16 protein-coding genes are annotated in these 18,556 nt (G+C 74.0%); 13 read left to right on the top strand and 3 right to left on the bottom strand.

What is annotated here, in order from left to right:
* The first annotated feature begins 56 nt into the window (after window positions 1-56).
* The 3 genes from MF672_RS43785 (at window position 57) to MF672_RS43775 (ending at window position 1,931) form a co-directional block, all read left to right on the top strand.
* Window positions 57-1,190: a cysteine desulfurase family protein gene (locus MF672_RS43785; protein WP_242381782.1), complete on the top strand. Its 1,134-nt coding sequence runs from the start codon at window positions 57-59 to the stop codon at window positions 1,188-1,190.
* Window positions 1,187-1,432 carry a sulfurtransferase TusA family protein gene (locus MF672_RS43780; protein WP_242381781.1) on the top strand — a complete coding sequence of 82 codons (246 nt, stop codon included), beginning with the start codon at window positions 1,187-1,189 and terminating at the stop codon, window positions 1,430-1,432. Before MF672_RS43785 ends, MF672_RS43780 begins: the two co-directional genes overlap by 4 nt.
* 64 nt (window positions 1,433-1,496) lie before the next feature.
* On the top strand, window positions 1,497-1,931 hold the full coding sequence (locus tag MF672_RS43775) for a CBS domain-containing protein (RefSeq protein WP_242381780.1): 435 nt from the start codon (window positions 1,497-1,499) through the stop codon (window positions 1,929-1,931).
* A 67-nt stretch (window positions 1,932-1,998) separates the two neighbouring features.
* Here the strand turns inward: MF672_RS43775 and MF672_RS43770 are convergent, their stop codons facing one another.
* Both MF672_RS43770 and erpA read right to left on the bottom strand, forming a co-directional pair.
* Window positions 1,999-2,985 (bottom strand): carbohydrate kinase family protein, encoded by a 987-nt coding sequence (locus MF672_RS43770; RefSeq protein ID WP_242381779.1) that lies wholly within the window; start codon window positions 2,983-2,985, stop codon window positions 1,999-2,001.
* 99 nt (window positions 2,986-3,084) lie between these two features.
* A complete protein-coding gene (gene erpA / locus MF672_RS43765; protein WP_242381778.1) occupies window positions 3,085-3,438 on the bottom strand; it encodes an iron-sulfur cluster insertion protein ErpA in 354 nt (117 codons plus the stop codon).
* Window positions 3,439-3,616: 178 nt separating this feature from the next.
* Between erpA and nadA the strand changes: the two genes are divergently transcribed.
* The 8 genes from nadA (at window position 3,617) to MF672_RS43720 (ending at window position 14,346) form a co-directional block, all read left to right on the top strand.
* The gene (nadA, locus tag MF672_RS43760; protein ID WP_242381777.1) at window positions 3,617-4,768 is read left to right on the top strand and encodes a quinolinate synthase NadA; all 1,152 of its coding nucleotides are present in this window, start codon (window positions 3,617-3,619) and stop codon (window positions 4,766-4,768) included.
* 120 nt (window positions 4,769-4,888) lie between these two features.
* The gene (locus MF672_RS43750) at window positions 4,889-6,280 is read left to right on the top strand and encodes a Dyp-type peroxidase (protein ID WP_302893377.1); all 1,392 of its coding nucleotides are present in this window, start codon (window positions 4,889-4,891) and stop codon (window positions 6,278-6,280) included.
* A 13-nt stretch (window positions 6,281-6,293) separates the two neighbouring features.
* Window positions 6,294-7,910 carry an FAD-binding oxidoreductase gene (locus tag MF672_RS43745; protein WP_242381573.1) on the top strand — a complete coding sequence of 539 codons (1,617 nt, stop codon included), beginning with the start codon at window positions 6,294-6,296 and terminating at the stop codon, window positions 7,908-7,910.
* A gap of 19 nt (window positions 7,911-7,929) precedes the next feature.
* Complete coding sequence (locus MF672_RS43740; RefSeq protein ID WP_242381572.1) at window positions 7,930-8,622, top strand: EthD domain-containing protein; 693 nt, start codon at window positions 7,930-7,932, stop codon at window positions 8,620-8,622.
* Window positions 8,622-10,133: a GMC family oxidoreductase gene (locus MF672_RS43735; protein ID WP_242381571.1), complete on the top strand. Its 1,512-nt coding sequence runs from the start codon at window positions 8,622-8,624 to the stop codon at window positions 10,131-10,133. The genes MF672_RS43740 and MF672_RS43735 overlap by 1 nt, the downstream gene beginning before the upstream one ends.
* A gap of 10 nt (window positions 10,134-10,143) precedes the next feature.
* On the top strand, window positions 10,144-11,733 hold the full coding sequence (locus MF672_RS43730; protein ID WP_242381570.1) for a GMC family oxidoreductase: 1,590 nt from the start codon (window positions 10,144-10,146) through the stop codon (window positions 11,731-11,733).
* Between the two features lie 103 nt (window positions 11,734-11,836).
* Window positions 11,837-12,922, top strand: coding sequence for an IS701 family transposase (locus MF672_RS43725; RefSeq protein WP_242381569.1), 1,086 nt, complete (start codon window positions 11,837-11,839; stop codon window positions 12,920-12,922).
* Complete coding sequence (locus tag MF672_RS43720; protein ID WP_242381568.1) at window positions 12,901-14,346, top strand: ATP-binding protein; 1,446 nt, start codon at window positions 12,901-12,903, stop codon at window positions 14,344-14,346. Before MF672_RS43725 ends, MF672_RS43720 begins: the two co-directional genes overlap by 22 nt.
* A 1-nt stretch (window position 14,347) precedes the next feature.
* On the opposite strand, the gene MF672_RS43715 is transcribed toward MF672_RS43720, so the two are convergent.
* Entirely contained in the window at window positions 14,348-15,976 is a 1,629-nt protein-coding gene (locus MF672_RS43715; protein WP_242381567.1) for an NAD(P)/FAD-dependent oxidoreductase, read from the bottom strand.
* Between the two features lie 153 nt (window positions 15,977-16,129).
* On the opposite strand from MF672_RS43715, the gene MF672_RS43710 reads away from it, so the two are divergent.
* Window positions 16,130-16,954 carry a type 1 glutamine amidotransferase domain-containing protein gene (locus MF672_RS43710; protein WP_242381566.1) on the top strand — a complete coding sequence of 275 codons (825 nt, stop codon included), beginning with the start codon at window positions 16,130-16,132 and terminating at the stop codon, window positions 16,952-16,954.
* Complete coding sequence (locus MF672_RS43705) at window positions 16,951-18,546, top strand: thiamine pyrophosphate-binding protein (RefSeq protein ID WP_242381565.1); 1,596 nt, start codon at window positions 16,951-16,953, stop codon at window positions 18,544-18,546. The genes MF672_RS43710 and MF672_RS43705 overlap by 4 nt, the downstream gene beginning before the upstream one ends.
* The last annotated feature ends 10 nt before the right edge of the window (window positions 18,547-18,556 follow it).

Here is an 18,556-nt window from a genome sequence, read left to right as displayed (position 1 = left end):
TGCCCCGCCCCACCGCGCGACCCCTCGGTGGCGCCGCAAGTGGGACGATAAGTCTCGTGGCGTATTTCGACGCGGCCTCCACCGAGCCGCTCCACCCGCAGGCGCGCGAGGCGCTGCTGGCGGCGATCGACGTCGGCTGGGCCGACCCCGCGAGACTGTACGGCGCGGCCCGCCGCGCGCACCTGCTGCTGGAGCAGGCCCGCGCGGAGGTGGCCGAGGTGCTCGGCGCCCGCCCGGACGAGGTGGCGTTCACCTCCTCCGGCACGCAGGCCGTGCATCTCGGCGTCCTCGGCACCCTACACGGAAGGCGCAGGGCCGGGCGCCACCTGGTGACCTCCGCCGTCGAGCACTCCAGCGTGCTGCACGCCGGCGGCCTGCACGAACGCGAGGGCGGCACCATGGAGACGGTGGGCGTCGGCCTCACCGGCCGGGTCGACCTGGCCGCGTTCGCGGCGGCGGTGGCGCGGCCCGGCACCGCGCTCGCCTGCCTGCAGACGGCCAACCACGAGGTGGGCACGCTGCAGCCGGTCGCCGAGGCGGCCGCGGCGTGCGCGGAGCACGGGGTGCCGCTGCTGGTCGACGCCGCCCAGACGGCCGGGCGGCTGCCGGTGCCGGCGGGCTGGTCGGTGCTGACGGCGAGCGCGCACAAGTGGGGCGGCCCGGCCGGGGTGGGCGTGCTGGCGGTGCGCAAGGGCACCCGGTTCCGGTCGTACCTGCCGGAGGACGAGCGGGAGCGGCGGCGGGTGCCGGGCTTCGAGAACGTCCCGGCCGCGGTGGCCGCGGCGGCGGCGCTCCGCGCGGTGAGCGCCGAGGCGGAGGCGGAGCAGGCGCGGCTCTCCGCGCTGGTGACGCGCATCAGGGAGACCGTGCCGACGATCGTCCCGGACGTGGAGGTGATCGGCGACCCCGTCGACCGGGCGCCGCACATCGTCACCTTCTCCTGTCTCTACGTGGACGGCGAGGCGCTGCTGACCGAGCTCGACAAGGCCGGGTTCGCCGTGTCGTCCGGAAGTTCGTGCACCGCTAGTACGCTTCGTCCATCGCACGTCCTCGAAGCGATGGGCGTGCTCACGCATGGCAATGTCCGGGTGTCGCTGCCCAGGGGCGCCGACGCGGCCGAGGTCGACAGGTTCCTCGCCGTGCTGCCCGAGCTGGTGCGCCGCATCCGCCAGGACGCAGGAGTCTCATGACCGACGTAGCTCAGCCCGCCCTGACGATCGACGCGCTCGGCAAGAAGTGCCCGATCCCGATCATCATGCTCGCCGAGCAGATCAACGCCGTGCCGCTGAACGCGGTGGTGGCGGTGCTGGCCGACGATCCGGCGGCCTACAACGACGTGCCGGCCTGGTGCCGGCTGAAGTCGCACCGCCACGTGGGCTCGTACGAGCTGCCCGGGGGCGGCTGGGCGATACACGTGAGGCGTAATTACTGATTTATCCGGTTTGGCTGGGTAGGGGCTCCCCCGTACGGATGTCACCGACCTTCGGGGGTAAGCCATGACCAGCGAGCACACACCCGAGACCGCCCGCGACGTGATGAGCACGGGAGCCGAGTGCATCGGCGCGCACGAGACCCTCGACCGCGCCGCGCAGATGATGCGCGCCAACGGCGTGGGGGCGCTGCCGGTGTGCGGGCCCGACGACCGCGTGACCGGCATCATCACCGACCGCGACATCGTCGTGAAGTGCGTGGCCGCGGGCCACGACCCGGCCCGGGTGACGGCCGGCGAGCTGGCGACCGGCCTGGTCTGGGTGACCGCCGACACCAGCGTCGAGGAGGCGCTGGCGCGGATGGAGGCGCACCAGATCAAGCGCCTGCCGGTGATGGACGGCGACCGGATCATCGGCATGATCAGCGAGGCCGACCTGGCCCGGCACCTGCCCGACGACCAGCTCGCCGAGTTCGTGCACCGGGTGTACGGCACCGACTAGGACGACGTGAAGGGAGCGCCCCCGCGATCACCTGTGGGGGCGCTCCGCCGTTCGGGGGACGGGGACGTTACGGGTGGTGGCAGCGGACGTGCCCGGCCACCTCGGCCGCGGCGTCCGGGCCGTAGGCGGCGGCGAAGCGCTCCAGGAAGGCCCCCTGGCCGAGCTCGTACTCCTGGCCGCCCACGCGCTCCAGCACGTGCGTGGCGGTGAGGTTGCCCACCTGGCCGCAGCGCTCCAGCGACAGGCCCCAGGCCAGCGCGGACAGGAACCCGGCGCGGAAGGCGTCGCCGACGCCCGTGGGGTCGGCCTTGCCGCGCTCCGGCGAGGGCGCGACCTGGATGGACGGCTCGCCCTTGCGGTCGATGACCGCGCCCTTGGGGCCGAGCGTGGTGACCCGGACGCCGACGCGGTCGAGGATCTCCTCGTCGGACCAGCCGGTCTTCTGCTCGATGAGGCCCTTCTCGTAGTCGTTGGAGAAGAGGTAGGCGGCGCCGTCGACGAGCTGGCGGATCTGCTCGTCGGCCATGCGGGCGAGCTGCTGGGAGATGTCGGCGGCGAAGGGGATGCCGCGCTGGCGGCACTCGTCGGTGTGCCGGAGCATCGCGTCGGGGTCGTTGGGGCTGATCAGCACGAGGTCGAGGCCGCCGACGCGGTCGGCGACCGGCTTGAGCTCGATCAGCCGCGCCTCGGCCATGGCCCCGGTGTAGAACGAGGCGATCTGGTTGTGGTGCTCGTCGGTGGTGCACAGGAAGCGCGCCGTGTGCTGGGTCTCCGAGACGTGCACGGAGTCGCAGTCGACGCCGTGGCGCTCCAGCCAGGACCGGTAGTCGGCGAAGTCGGCGCCGACGGCTCCCACCAGGACGGGCCGCAGCCCCAGGCAGCCCATGCCGAAGGCGATGTTCGCGGCGCAGCCGCCGCGGCGGATCTGCAGGTCGTCGACCAGGAACGACAGTGACACCCGGTCGAGCTTCTCGGCGATGAGCTGATCGCCGAAACTGCCCGGGAAGGTCATGAGATGGTCTGTCGCGATGGAGCCGGTTACGGCGATGCGCACGGGATTCTTCTTCCTCGTTGTCAGCAAGCCAGTGAGCCCCACGAGAATACGCGAAGGTCCCGCGCGCACAAAGGCGGGCGGGACCGGGCGGCCCGTCGGCTAGTTGAACGAGTCGCCGCAGGCACAGGAGCCCGTGGCGTTGGGGTTGTCGATGGTGAACCCCTGCTTCTCGATCGTGTCGACGAAGTCGATGGAGGCGCCCATGAGGTAAGGAGCGCTCATCCGGTCGGTGACGACGTTGACGCCGCCGAACTCCGACACGACGTCGCCGTCCATCGAACGATCGTCGAAGAAGAGCTGGTAGCGCAGGCCGGAGCAACCACCCGGCTGCACCGCGACCCGCAGCTGCAGACCCTCCTCGCCCTGCTGCTCGAGCAGGCTCTTGACCTTCGCGGCGGCCGCGTCGGTCAGGATCAGGCCCTGCGTCGTGGTCTCGCTGCTCTCAACCGTCATCTCGCTGACTCCCTAACTGGGGCTGTCTGTTCTCGACGTCCTACTGATGACGCTACCAACACCCGGCCCATGCCACACATTCCCGGGGGCTGCCGCCCCGGGAACAACGCGCTTCCCCCGTGTGTCATAGTGAGTATCGTCTTTCTGACGATAAGTGCCTCATTAGGGGGGTGTGGCCATGGCCACCCAGACTGGGCTCCCGCTCTTCGTCCTCGGGCGGGGCGCCGATCCGCACAGCGAGCAGGGGGTCGACTGTCCCGGCGAGCTGCCCCCGGCCTCCGACCCGGGGCTGGTGGAGCGCGCCCGCCAGGCCAAGCAGGCCCTGGGCGAGCGGCTGTTCGTGCTCGGCCACCACTACCAGCGCGACGAGGTCATCCAGTTCGCCGACGTGACCGGCGACTCCTTCAAGCTGGCCCAGCAGGCCGCCGCGCGGCCCGAGGCGGAGTACATCGTCTTCTGCGGCGTGCACTTCATGGCCGAGTCGGCCGACATCCTGACCGGCGACGGGCAGAAGGTGATCCTGCCCGACCTGGCGGCCGGCTGCTCGATGGCCGACATGGCCACCTTCGACCAGGTGGAGGAGTGCTGGGAGGCGCTGGAGGACGCCGGCCTCGCCGACCTGGTGGTGCCGGTCACGTACATGAACTCCAGCGCCGACATCAAGGCGTTCTGCGGGCGCAACGGCGGCGTGGTGTGCACCTCCTCCAACGCCCGCCGCGCCCTCGAATGGGCCTTCGAGCAGGGCGAGAAGGTGCTGTTCCTGCCCGACCAGCACCTCGGGCGCAACACCGCCGTGCTGGAGATGGGCATGACGCTCGACGACTGCGTCGTGTGGAACCCGCACCGGCCCGGCGGCGGCCTGACCCGCGAGCAGCTGGCGCGGGCCAGGATGATCCTGTGGCGCGGCCACTGCTCGGTGCACGGCCGCTTCACCGCCGAGTCGGTGGACGACGTGCGCGCCCGCGTCCCCGGCGTGAACGTGCTGGTGCACCCCGAGTGCCGGCACGAGGTCGTGCTCAAGGCCGACCAGGTGGGCTCCACCGAGTACATCATCAAGACGCTGGAGGCGGCGCCCGCCGGGTCGAGCTGGGCCGTCGGCACCGAGCTGAACCTGGTCAAGCGGCTGGCCCAGATGTTCCCGGACAAGAACGTCTCGTTCCTGGACCGGACGGTCTGCTACTGCTCGACCATGAACCGCATCGACCTGCCGCACCTGGTGTGGGCGCTGGAGTCGCTGGTGCTCGGCGAGGTGCCCAACCAGATCACGGTGGACGCCGGCACCACGCACTGGGCCAAGGTCGCCCTGGACCGGATGCTGGCGCTTCCGTAGCCCTGAGCCGTACTTCGTCACGTCCGCCGCGGATTCCGTGCAGATAACGGACTCCGTCCCTTTTCGGCGCCGTCCGGGCCGGTCCGGGACACCATGAGGGTGTCCTGACGATCACCTGGAGTGGACGGCGACATGTCCCACAACGGCACGGAAGGGGCGGCGGACGGCGGGCGGCGGCCCTCGCGCCGGTGGTTCCTCGGAGCGGGGGCGGGGCTGGCGGCGGGCAGCGCCCTGACCGCCGCCGCCACCCAGGCCGGTTCCGCCGGCGCGCCCCCGTCCGGCCCCGCCGGCGCGCCCCCGTCCGGCCCCGCCGGCGCGCCCTCGTCCGGCCCCGCCGGTGGCGCGCCCCTGTCCGGGAACGGGCGGGTCTCCCCCGCCTCCTTCCGCGCCGCCCACCAGCCGGGCATCCTCACCGGGCCGGCCCTGGCCTGCCTGCTGGCCGCGTTCCGCTGCCGCGACCGGGACCGGGCGGGGCTGGCCCGCACGCTCCGCGCCGTCTCGGCCGAGCTCGACGCCCTGATGGCGGGCCACGCCCCGGCCGGCGCCACCGGCCCGGCCCCTTCCGGCCGCGCCGCCCCGGGCGCCACGGGCGGGCCGGTGGCCGACAGCGCGCTGCTGCTCGGGCAGGGCCGGCAGCCGGTGGTGGCGACGCTCTCGGTCGGCGCGTCGCTCTTCGACGCCCGTTACGGCCTGGCCGGCCGCCGGCCCGCCGAGCTGGTCCCCATGACCGCGCTGGCCAACGACCGGCTCGACCCCGCCCGCCTGCACGGCGACCTGCTCGTGTTGTTCCAGGCCGACCACCCCGACGTGTGCGTGCACGCGCTGCGCCGCCTGACGGCCGCGGCGGGCGGCTCGCTCGTCCCCGTCTGGTCGCAGGACGGCTTCGCCCGCCCGGACGCGCTCGCCACGCGCGGCGCCACCGGCAACCGCAACCTGCTCGGCTTCAAGGACGGCACCGGCAACCCCGACGCCGCCGACCCCGCCCTCATGGACCGCGTGGTGTGGGTCGGCCCCGGCGACGGCGAGCCCGCGTGGGCCACCGGCGGCACGTACGTCGCCGTCCGGCTGATCAGGCTGTTCGTCGAGCGCTGGGACCAGGTCCCCGAGGCCGCCCAGGAGCGCGTGATGGGCCGCCGCAAGGCGTCCGGCGCCCCGCTGGACGGCGTCAGGGAGACCGACGCGCCCCGCTACGCCGCGGACCCGGCCGGCGCGCGCACCCCGCTGGACGCCCACATCCGGCTGGCCAACCCGCGGACGGCGGGCCCGGAGAAGGCCATGCTGCGCCGCGGCTTCAACTACGCCCGCGGCCTCGACGCCGGCGGCCTGCTGGACCAGGGGCTGGCGTTCGTCGGCTACCAGCGCAGGCTCGCCAACTTCCTGGCGGCCCAGGAGCGGCTGAAGGGCGAGCCCATGGAGGCCTTCACCCGCCCCGAGGGCGGCGGGTTCTACTTCGCGCTGCCCGGCGCGCCCGGCCCCGGCGACTACCTGGGCCGGGGTCTCGTCGAAACCTGAAGAAGGAGCGATCATGGAAGGTCCGTCGAGACGGGGGCTGCTGGGCGGGGCCGCCCTGGCCGCCGGGGCGGCGGCGGTGTCCGCCTCCCCCGCGCGGGCGGAGACGGCGGGGGCGCCGGTGACCGGCCCGGTCACCGTCCTCCCCGGCGACCCCCGCTACCAGGAGCTGACCGTCGGCTACAACCAGCGCTGGGTCGGCCGGCCCGACTACGTCCGGGTGGTGAGCTCGACCGCGCAGGTCGTGGCGGCCGTCCAGGAGGCGGTGGACGCCGGCAAGCGCATCTCGGTGGTGTGCGGCGGCCACTGCCTGGCCCCGTTCGTGTTCAACCCTGACGTCGAGGTGGTCATCGACCTGTCCGGCCTGGACGCGGTGTACTTCGACGCGCAGCGGCGGGCGTTCGCCGTGGAGGGCGGCGCCCGGCTGTCGGGCGTCTACGACCGGCTGTACAAGCAGTGGGGGGTGACGATCCCCGGCGGCATGTGCCCGACGGTCGGCATCGGCGGCCACGCCACCGGCGGCGGCTACGGCTTCCTGTCCCGCCAGCACGGCACGGTGATCGACCACCTGGCGGCGGTCGAGGTCGTGGTCGTGGACCGGAGCGGCCGGGCGCGCGTCGTCGTGGCGAGCCGCGAGCCCGGCGACCCCGACCGCGAGCTGTGGTGGGCGTGCGCCGGCGGCGGTGGCGGCAACTTCGGGATCGTCACCCGCTTCTGGTTCCGCACGCCCGGCGCGAGCGGCTCCGACCCGGGCCGGCTGCTCGTCAACCCGCCCAAGGACGTGCTGCTCAGCGCCGTCGGCATCCCGTGGAGCGCGCTGGACCGCACGACGTTCGCCACGCTGGTGACGAACTGGGGCGCCTGGTACGAGCAGCACGCCGCCCCCTCCGACCCCGCCCGCGTCCTGTCCGGCGTCGCCTCCCTCGCCCACCGCTCCAGCGGGAACGTGTTCCTGCTGACCCAGGTGGACGCGGCCGCCCCCGGCGCGGAGACGATCCTGTCCGGCTACCTGCGCGACCTGACCGCCGGGCTCGGCGTGGACGCCGTGGTCGCGGCGCAGCCCGCGCAGCGCCTGCCGTGGCTGCGCGCGGTCAAGCTGATCGCGGCCAGCATCCCGTCGTTCATCAACCCGACGCTGCGCGGCTCGTCGAAGTCGGCCTACCTGCGGCGGTCGTACACGGCCGAGCAGGCGGGCGCGATGTACGACGCGCTCACCAGGCCGGGCTTCGCCAACCCGGCCGCCGCGGTGACGCTGGCCGGGTTCAGCGGCGGGGCGATCAACGCGGTCCCCGCCGACCGGACCGCGCTCGTGCACCGGGGGGCCGCGTTCTGGACGCTGTTCGAGACGCAGTGGCAGGACCCGGCCGCCGACGCGGCCAACATCGGCTGGCTGCGCGAGCTGTACGCGTCGGTGTGGTCGGCCACCGGCGGCTACCCGGTGCCCGGCGACCAGGCCGACGGCTGCTACGTCAACAACCCCGACCCGGACATCACCGACCCGGCCTGGAACCGGTCGGGCGTGCCCTGGCACACCCTCTACTACAAGGGCAACTACCCGCGGCTCCAGCAGGCCAAGGCGGCCTACGACCCCCGCGAGGTCTTCCGGCACGCGCAGTCCGTCGCGCTGCCGTAACCCCACCGAGGAGAACACCGTGATCCATCAGCTGATCTTCGCCGCCCCCAGGCCGGGGATGACGGAGGAGGAGTTCCAGCAGTACTGGCTGAACGTGCACGCCGTCCGGTACGCCAGCAAGATCCCGCAGATCAGGAAGTACCTGATCGACACGCGGATCCCGTTCTGGCCGGAGGAGGGCGAGCCGCTGTGGAGCGGCGTCGCGGAGATCTGGCTGCGCGACGAGAAGGAGCAGCTCGAATCCCTGCAGACGCCCGAGTTCCTGGAGGGCGCGCGGCTGGACGAGCCACGCTGGGCGGCGTTCTGGCGCACGGTCGTGCTCGACACCGACGCGCACGAGCTGGTGCCGGGGCCGGACGTGGCCCCCGCCCGCGGCGTCAAGCTCATCGTGCTGGCCAAGCGGCGCGAGGGGCTGCCCCGCGCGGAGTTCCGGCAGGCGAGCCTCGGCGGGCACGCCGCCCTGGTCGCGGCCGTGCCCGGCGTGCGCCGCTACCTGCAGTGCCACGTCAGGGACGGCGCGTACGGCATCGGCGAGGCCGTGCTCGACGTGGCGCACCTGCTGTGGTTCGACGACCGGGAGTCGATGGCGGCGGCGCTCGCCTCGCCCGAGTACGCCAAGGTCCAGGCGGACCTGGAGACGCTGGCCGAGCCGCGCTACGTGCACCGCATGGCCGTCACCGAGCACTGGGTCATCGGGCCCGAGGCCCGCTGATGAGCGGCCACGACCAGAGCTCCCACGACTACGTCGTCGTGGGCGGCGGCGCGGCCGGCGCGGTGGTCGCCGCCCGGCTGGTGGAGCGGACGCAGGCGCGGGTGCTGCTGCTGGAGGCCGGCGGGGAGGCCGACCTGCCGGCCATCCAGCAGACCGGCATCCCCGGCATGGCCTCGCTGTGGGGCGACCCCCAGGTCACCTGGCCCTACGAGACGGTCCCGCAGGCGGGCCTCGGCGGGCGGACCGTGCCGCTGCCGCAGGGCAGGGTGCTGGGCGGCGGCAGCTCGGTCAACGCCATGCTGTACGTGCGCGGCAACCGCCGCGACTACGACGGCTGGGCCGCCCGGGGCAACGACGGCTGGGCGTACGAGGACGTGCTGCCCTGCTTCCGCCGCGCCGAGGACTACGAGGACGGGGCGGGGCCGTACCACGGGGCGGGCGGGCCGATGAAGGTCGCCCGCCTGTCGTCGATGTCGGAGGTGTCGCGCGCCTTCCTGCGGGCGGCGGGCGAGCTGGGCTTCCCCGGCGGCGCGGACTGGGACTACAACGGCGCCGTCCAGGAGGGCGCGTTCGCCTACCAGTCCAGCCGCACCAAGGACGACCGGCGCTCCAGCACCTCCTCCGCCTACCTGGACCCGCTGCGCGGCCACCCCCGGCTCACGGTGCTGACCGGCGCGACGGCCACCCGCGTGCTGCTGGACGGCGGCCGGGCGACCGGCGTCGAGTACGTGCGCGACGGCGAGCGGCGCCGCGCCGCCGCCGGCCAGGAGGTGATCGTCTCCTGCGGCGCGCTGGCCTCGCCCAAGCTGCTCCAGCTCTCCGGCCTCGGGCCGGCCGCCGAGCTGCGCCGGCACGGCCTCGCGGTGGCCGCGGACCTGCCGGGCGTCGGCGCGAACCTGCACGACCACCTCATCCTCGGCGTCGCCTACCGGGCGCGGGCCGAGCTGCCGGCGCCCGAGCTGCTGGCCGAGGCGGGCCTGTTCCCGCCCGACGACATCGCGCTGCAGCTGCTGTTCGGGCCGGTGCAGTTCGTCGCCGACGAGTACCGGGTGGACGGGCCGGTCTTCACCTTCGCGCCCGTGCTGGCCCAGCCCCGCAGCAGGGGCACGCTGGCCCTGCGCTCGGCCGACCCGGCCGACCCGCCGCTCGTGGATCCCGCCTACCTGGCCGAGCCGGAGGACCTGGCGACGCTGGTGCACGGCATCGAGCTGTGCCGTGAGCTGGCCCACACCGAGGCGATGAGCCCGCTGCACGAGCGGGAGAGCGCGCCCGGCCGCGACGGCGACCTGGCCGCCTACGTCCGCGCCACCGCGACCACCGTGTGGCATCCGGTGGGCACCTGCCGCATGGGCCGCGACCCGATGGCCGTGGTCGACCCGGCGCTGCGCGTGCACGGGGTGGAGCGGCTGCGCGTGGCCGACGCCTCGGTCATGCCGTCCATCACCACAGGCAACACCGCCGCCGCCTCCGTCATGATCGGGGAGCGCGCGGCGGACCTGCTCACCTCCTGAAGGAGGACCCGTGCCAGAAACGAACACCTATCGCTACATCGTCGTCGGGGCGGGGGCGGCCGGGTCGGTCGTCGCCGGCCGGCTCAGCGAGGACCCGGACGCCTCCGTGCTGCTGCTGGAGGCGGGCGACGCCAAGGTCACCGACGCGGTGCGCACGCCGTGGCGGTGGAACGAGGTCCTGCTCACCGAGCTGGACTGGGCGTACATGAGCGAGCCGCAGCCGGGCCTGGACGGCACCAGCGTCTACTCGGCGGCCGGCCGCGGCCTCGGCGGCTCCTCGAACGTCTACCACATGATGCACACCAGGGGCCGTCCCCAGGACTACGACTCCTGGGCCCGCGAGGGCTGCGCCGGCTGGTCCTTCGCCGACGTGCTGCCCCACCTGCAGCGGCTGGAGGACCAGCGCGACGGCCACAACCCGACGGCCGGCAAGGGCGGCCCGATGACCGTCGCCGACGCGGCCGAGACCGGCAACCCGATCTCGCAGACCTTCATCGACGCCTGCGCCGAGCTGGGCCACCCGCGCCTGGACGACTTCAACGCGGGCCTGCACGGCGCCGGCTGGCACCACGTCAACATCAAGGACGGCCTGCGCCGGGGCGCCCGGGAGGCCTACCTGGACCCGGCCATGGCGCGCCCGAACCTCACCGTGCTGGACGGCGCCCCGGCGACCCGGCTGCTGTTCGAGGGCACCCGCTGCACCGGCGTCGCGTACACGCGCGGCGGCGTCGCGCACGAGGCGCGGGCCGAGGCCGAGGTCGTGGTGTGCGCGGGGGCGATCCGCTCGCCCCACCTGCTGCTGCTGTCCGGCCTCGGCCCGGCCGCCGACCTGGCCGCGCTGGGCGTGCCCGTGCTGGCCGACCTGCCCGGCGTCGGGGCCAACTTCCACGACCATCCGCTGGTCATCGGGCCCATCGGCTACATGGCCAAGCCCGGCGACGACCCGCGCGGCCAGGTGACGGAGGTCGCGCTGTTCTGCGGCTCCCGGGACGGGCTGGAGGTGCCCGACCTGGAGGTGGCGCTGGTGCACCGGGCGCCGTTCGGCGAGAAGTTCTTCGCCAACGTGGTGCGGCGGGCGCAGACCGGCAAGCCCATCAAGCCGGTGCGCGAGCTGGTGGACCCGCACGTCATCCTGAGCCTGTCGGCCCTGCTGACGCCGGTGTCGCGGGGCTGGGTGCGGCTGGCGGGCGCCGATCCCGCGCTGCCGCCGAGGATCAGCGCGAACTACTTCGCCGACCCCTCCGACCTGGAGCGCACGGTGCAGGTCGTGGAGGTCGCCAGGGACATCTACCGCACCCGGGCCTTCAGGGACGGCTGGGGCCTGTCGGAGGTCGCCCCCGGCCCGGACGTCACCGGCCGCGAGGCGCTGCGCGCCTGGGTCAAGGCCAACACCGGGTCGTACTACCACTTCGCCGGCTCGTGCCGGATGGGCGTGGACGAGCGGGCCGTGGTGGACCCCGAGCTGCGCGTGCGCGGCGTCGAGGGGCTGCGCGTGGCCGACGCCTCGGTGATGCCGACGCTGGTCAGCGCGCACCCGCACACCACGGTCGTGATGATCGCCGAACGCGCGGCGCAGTGGGCCGGGGCCGGCTCCGGGTGAATAGAAGTGAGAGTGCCAGCATAAACCGCTCCTGTCACTCCGGCCCGAGTATTCCTCATAATGAGAGGAAAGGGGGACGATCGAATTAATAGGGGTTGGTCTTATGACCATCTACTCGGATTTCACCGCACCGGAGATATGGCTCTCTTCTTTCTGTGAGGATCTTTTCTCCACTTTTCTCCGCTCGGACCAGCGGCGCTGGGGCGAGGTGTACGTCCAGGGACTGCTCTCCGTCCCGGGCCGCAAATCCATCCGGCGGATCTCGGCACAGGTGGTGGGACGGCCCGTCGACCAGTGCCTCCAGCAGTTCATCAACCAGAGCCCGTGGGACTGGGCGCCGGTCCGCCAGCGCCTGGCCCAGCTCCTCGTCGAGGCCATCCGGCCCAAGGCGTGGGTGCTGGAGGAGGTGGTCTTCCCCAAGAACGGCTCCAAGTCGGTCGGCGTCGCCCGGCAGTTCGTGCCCTCGGCGGGCCGGCTGCTCAACTGCCAGGTCGGGCTCGCGGTCGTGCTGGTCGGCGAGGAGGGCGGCTGCCCGGTCAACTGGCGGCTGCTGCTGCCCCGCTGCTGGGACGACGACGACGGCCTGCGCGAGCGGGCCCGGCTGCCCGAGCACGAGCGCAGCCGGCCGCACTGGCGGCACCTGCTGCAGGCCGTGGACGAGATGGTGCTGGACTGGGGCCTGCCGCCCGCGCCCGTCGTGGTGGACGGCAGGTCGATGCCCGGCGTGGAGTGCCTGCTCGCCGGGCTGGCCGAGCGGGGACTGCCGTACCTGGTGCGGGTCTCCCCCAACGGGATGCCGGTGAGCGGGCCCGGCGCCTCCTCCGGCGGCGCGGCGGCGCGGCCGGTGCCGGAGCCGGCCAGGCCCCGGCTGCACGTGGTGCCGGCCCAGCGCGGCCCGCTCCAGCCCGGCGGCGGCTGGCAGCCGCGGACCGGCGCGCGCACCCTGTGGCTGACCGACCTCGGCCGCAACCGGGTGCCCGACCTGGCCGGGCTGGTCAGGATGCGCAACCGGGCCGCCGCGGCGCTCGGCTCGGTGGCCGCCGAGTCCGGCCTGCAACACTTCGAGGGCCGCTCCTACCAGGGCTGGCACCACCACGTCACGCTGGTCTCGGTGGCCCACGCCTACAAGCTGCTGCGCGGCGGGGCCGGACGGGAGGCGGAGGAACTGTGCCTGCTCCCGCATGGCTGAGCGAGCGGCTGGCCAGGATCGAGCTGTTCTCGGGGCTGTCCCCCGAGCAGCTCGACTGGCTGGCCGGCGCGGGCGTCGTCCGCACGCTCGACGACGGTGAGGTGCTCTTCGTCGAGGGCGCCCCCGCCGACGCCTTCTACGTGCTGCTGAGCGGCGAGATCGTGGTCACCAAGCTGGTGGCCGGGCGCGAGCAGGTGCTGGCCCGGCACGTCGGCGACACGCTCGAGCACCAGTTCGTCGGCGAGCTGCCGCTGCTGACCAGCGACGAGTACCTGGCCACGGCGCTCGCCGTGTGCCGGGCGCAGGTCGTCGCCTACGGCAGGGACGCCTTCTACGACATGCTGGAGCGCTGCCCGCAGGTGTGCCGGGTGCTGCTGCCCGTGCTCGCCGGGCGCATCAACGCGATGGAGCGCCAGGCCGGCCGCAGCCGCATGCTGGAGGGCCTCGGCCTGCTGGCGGCGGGGCTGGCGCACGAGCTGAACAACCCGGCCTCGGCCGCCGTGCGGGCCGCGCGGGAGCTGCGTACCCTCGCGCCCGCGCTCGCCGCCGCCGCCGTGCGGTGGGGGCGGGTGGGCGAGGAGCCCGAGCTGGAGCACGTCGCCCGGCTGCGCGAGCGCCTGGCCGCCCCCGGCGCGCCCCGCGACCCGCTGGCCGAGGCCGAGGCCGCCGACGACGTCGCGGACTGGCTGGCCGACGTCGAAGACCTCGCGGGCGATCACGCGGGAGATCACGCGGGCGATCACACGGGCGACCTCGCCGGGCTGGAGGACCTCGCGGGGGACCTGGCCGAGCAGGGCGTGGACCGGGCCGCGCTGGAGGAGCTGGCGGCGGCCCTGCGCCCGGCGGCGCTGGTCGCGGCGCTGGACTACCTGGCCCCGGCGCTGCGGGCGGCGGCCCTGGCCGGCGACGTCGCCGAGGCGGCCGAGCGGGTGGTGGAGCTGGTCCGGCGCACCTCCGCCTACACCGACCTGGACCGCGCGCCCGAGCGCGACGCCGACCTGCGCGAGGGCCTGGAGGCCACGCTCGCGCTGATGGCGCCCAAGCTGCGGGGCGTGCGGGTGCGCCGCGAGTACGGCGGCGTGCCGGACCTGCGGGCCTTCCCGAGCGAGCTCAACCAGGTCTGGACGAACCTCATCGACAACGCCGTGGACGCGATGGGCGGCGAGGGCGAGCTGACCATCCTCACCCGCCGCGAGGGCGACCACGCGGTGGTGGAGTTCCGCGACAACGGCCCCGGCATCCCCGCCGAGGTGCTGCCGCAGGTCTTCCAGCCCTTCTTCACCACCAAGGACCTGGGCAAGGGCACCGGGCTCGGGCTGCACGTCAGCATGGACATCGTGGCCGCCAGGCACGGCGGCACGATGGAGGTGACCTCCGAGCCCGGCGACACCCGCTTCGTGGTGCGGCTGCCGCTGAAGCCCTGACTCAGCTCTCCGACCGGTAGCGGTGGATCATGGACACCGCCATCGCGCCCTCGCCGACGCCCGAGGCCAGCCGCTTGACCGAGCCGGCGCGGGCGTCCCCGGCCGCGAAGACGCCGGGCATGCTGGTCTCCAGCAGCAGCGGCGGCCGGGGCAGGTCCCACGCGGGCAGCTCGGCGGCCGGCCCGAGGTCGGGGCCGGTCAGCAGGAAGCCGTGCGGGTCCCTGCGCACCAGGCCGTCCAGCCACTCGGTGCGCGGCCGCGCGCCGATGAAGACGAAGACGTGCTCGGCGTCGTGCCCGCTCAGCTCGCCGGTCGCGACGTCGCACAACGTGATGCGCTCCAGGTGCTCGCCGCCCTCGGCGGCGACCACGCGGGTGCCGGCCCGCACGGTGATGTTGGGGGCGGCGGCGATCTCGTCCACGAGGTAGGCCGACATCGCGCCGGCCAGGCCCGCCGCGCGCACGACCATGGTGACGCGGCTGGCGTGCCGGGCGAAGTGCAGGGCCGCCTGGCCCGCGGAGTTGGCGCCGCCGACGATCCACACGTGCCGCCCGGCGCAGGACTCGGTCTCGGTGACGGCGGCGCCGTAGTAGATGCCGGCGCCCTCGAAGCGGGCGGCGCCGTCGGCGTCGAGGCTGCGGTAGGACAGGCCGGTGGACAGCAGCACGGTGGACGCGCCGATCTCCTTGCCGTCGGACAGGTGCAGCACGCAGGCGCGGCCGTCCCTGCTGAGCCGCCTGGCCTCGACGGGGGCGAGCACGTCCACGCCGAACCTGCGGGCCTGGGCCATGGCTCGGCTGGTCAGGTCCACGCCGGAGATGCCGGAGGGGAAGCCGAGGTAGTTCTCGATGCGGCTGGAGGTGCCGGCCTGGCCGCCCGGCACGTACGCCTCGATGAGCAGCGTCGCCATGCCCTCGGAGGAGGCGTAGACGGAGGCGGCGAGCCCGGCCGGGCCGCCGCCGACGATGGCGAGGTCGTAGTGCGGGTGGCTGAGCCGGGTGGCCAGGCCGAGCGCGGCCACGACCTCGCCGTGCCCGGGCCGGTCCAGCCGGCGCCCGTCGGGCAGGACGACCGCGGGCAGCCGCGCCTCGCCCGCCGGCCCCTCCTCGAAGCGGAACGGCAGCCGGTAGCGGGTGAGCAGGTCGCGCAGCCGGTGGGTGGCCGGCGCGAACGGGTGCCCGACCAGCCGGATGCCCTGGTAGGGCGGCTCGTGCGCGCCCTCCCAGTCCGACAGCAGGTCGTCGAGCACGGGGTAGAGGCGTTCCTCGGGCGGCTCCCACGGCTTGACCAGGTAGTGGTCGAGGCGCACCTCGTTGATGGCGGAGATGGCGACGCTGGTGTCGGCGTAGGCGGTCAGCAGCACCCGGCGCGCCTCGGGGAAGCGCCGGGCGGCCTCGGCCAGGAAGGCGATGCCCGTCATGCCGGGCATGCGCTGGTCGGACAGGACGAGGGCGGCCTGCTCCTCGCGTTCGCGCAGGGTGTCGAGCACGCGCAGGCCCTCGGCGGCGGAGCCGGCCGCGAGCACGCGGAAGCGGTCGCGGTAGGCGCGCGACAGGTCGCGCCGGATCGCGCGGAGCACGTGGTCGTCGTCGTCGACGGCCAGGAGCACCGGCCGGCGTGGTTCGGGCATCACAAACCCTCCCGATTCGGCTGACGCCCATTCTGCCCGCATTCGCCGGAACACCCTCGCGGCACCTGACGAAGTGCGCACCGCTTTCATTGACTTGACGGAATAGGTCCGCCGAACTTGTCGACGTATCCCGCGCATTGCTGCAATCAACCCATGACGCGCACCATTCTTATCATTCTCTCCGAATACGGATATTGGGGAGAGGAACTCGTCGGCCCGCTCGCCGCCTTCGACCGGCAGGGCTACCGGAGCGTGTTCGCCACCCCCACCGGCAAGCGCCCCCGCGCGCTGCCGCCCAGCCTCGACCCCGCCTACGTCGACCCGCCGCTCGGCCGTTCGGTGACCACGCCCGAGGTGGCCGTCGCCGCCCGCCGGCTCGACGAGTCCGACCGGCTCGACGCCCCGCTCAGCCTCGCCGACTGGATCCCGGAGCGGCCCTACAACAGCGAGGACGGCTACCTGCGCAAGGTCGAGGCCTACCACCGCGAGCTCGGCCGGGTGGACCGCGACGTCGCCCAGTACGACGCCCTGGTCATCGTGGGCGGCAGCGGCCCGATCGTGGACCTGGCCAACAACGGCCGGGTGCACGACCTGATCCTGTCCTTCGTCCGCGCCGACAAGCCGATCCTCGCCGAGTGCTACGGCATCGCCTGCCTGGCCTTCGCCCGCGACTGGGAGGACCGCGAGAGCATCCTGCGCGGCAAGCACGTGACCGGGCACTGCAAGGAGTACGACTACAAGGACGGCACCGGCTTCCTCGGCGTGGACTTCAACATGGGGCCGCCGCCGTACCCGCTGGAGTACATCCTGCGCGACGCCACCGCCCCCGGCGGCCGCTACCACGGCAACGTCGGCAAGGAGACGTCGGTGATCGTGGACCACCCGTTCGTGACGGGCCGCTCCACCCCCGACTCCTTCCTGTCCGGCGAGAAGCTGGTCGAGGTCCTGGAGTCCGGCCTGCGGCGCTACGGCTGGTGACCGTGACCGCCCGCCCCGCCAAGAAGGCGATCTTCGAGCAGTTCGCGGCCGACGGCGTCTCGCTGATGTTCGGCAACCCAGGCACGGTGGAGCAGGGCTTCCTGGACGTGCTGGAGGAGACGCCGGGCTTCGGCTACGTGCTGGCCCTGCAGGAGTCCGTCGCGGTCGGGATCGCCGACGGCTACGCCCGCGCCACCGGCGGCCCGGCGCTGGTCCAGCTCCACTCCGGCGTCGGCCTCGGCAACGGGATCGGCATGCTCTACCAGGCCAGGCGCGGCCACTCGCCGCTCGTGGTGATCGCCGGCGAGGCCGGCGTGCGGTACGAGGCGCTGGACGGCCAGATGGCGGTGGACCTGGTGGCGATGGCCCGCCCGGTGACCAAGGCGGCGATGCGGGTGACGCATCCCGGCTCGGTGCTGCGGGTGCTGCGCCGGGCCGTCAAGACCGCCATGACGCCCCCGCGCGGCCCGGTGTTCGTGGCCCTGCCGATGGACGTGCTCGACGAGCCGACCGACGAGCCGGCCGTGCCCGCGACGATCCCGAGCCGGGCCGTCGTGCCGGTGCCTGCCGAGCTGGAGCGGGCCGCGGCGGCGCTGCGGGGCGCGCGGCGGCCGGTGGTGCTGGCCGGCGACGGGGTCTCGGTGTCGGGCGCGCAGGAGGAGCTGGCCGCGGTCGCCGAGGCGCTGGGCGCCCCGGTCTGGACGGTGAACTCCTCGGAGCTGACCATCGACACCACCCACCCGCTGTACCGGGGCGACCTCGGCCACATGTTCGGCGAGCACAGCGCCGCCGCGCTCGCCGGGCACGACGGGGCGCTCGTCGTCGGGACGTACCTGTTCCCCGAGGTCTTCCCGCTGCTGAGCAGCCCCTTCGCCGAGGGCGCCAAGGTCGTGCACGTCGACCTGGACGACTACGAGATCGCCAAGAACCACCCGGTGGACGTGGCGCTCGTCGCCGACCCCAAGCCGACCCTGGCCGCGCTGGCCGCGCTGCTGGGCCCGGCCCGGCCGCTGCCCGCCCGCGCGCCGGCCGAGCCGTACGGCACGTCCATGATGGACCTGTTCGCCGCCGAGCTGGCCGCCCGCGCCCCCGCCGGCCTGGTGGTCTTCGACGAGGCGCTGACCGCCTCCCCCGCCCTGCTGCGGCAGCTCCCGCCCCGCCGCCCCGGCGGCTTCTTCCAGACCAGGGGCGGCTCGCTGGGCGTCGGCATCCCGGGCGCGATCGGCGTCAAGCTGGCCCGCCCGGAGGCCGAGGTCGTCGCGTTCACCGGCGACGGCGGCAGCATGTACACGATCCAGGCCCTGTGGACGGCCGCCCGGCACGGCGTGGCCGCGCGGTTCGTGATCTGCGACAACCACCGCTACCAGCTCCTCGACGACAACCTGGAGCAGTACTGGCGGGAGCGGGACGTCGCCGCGCACCCCCATCCCGAGGGCTTCGACCTGTCCCACCCCGCGACCGACTTCGTGCGGCTCGCCGCGAGCCTGGGGGTGCCCGGCGTCAAGGTGAGCAAGCCCGCCCAGGTGGAGGCCGCGGTCCAGCGGATGCTGGCGGCGCCCGGGCCGTTCCTCGTCCATCTGATTACCACCTGAGAGGTGCATC

The organism is Actinomadura luzonensis, from assembly GCF_022664455.2.
In the GTDB taxonomy this organism is placed as follows: Bacteria; Actinomycetota; Actinomycetes; order Streptosporangiales; family Streptosporangiaceae; genus Nonomuraea; species Nonomuraea luzonensis.
This window is presented reverse-complemented; position numbering and strand designations above follow the sequence as displayed.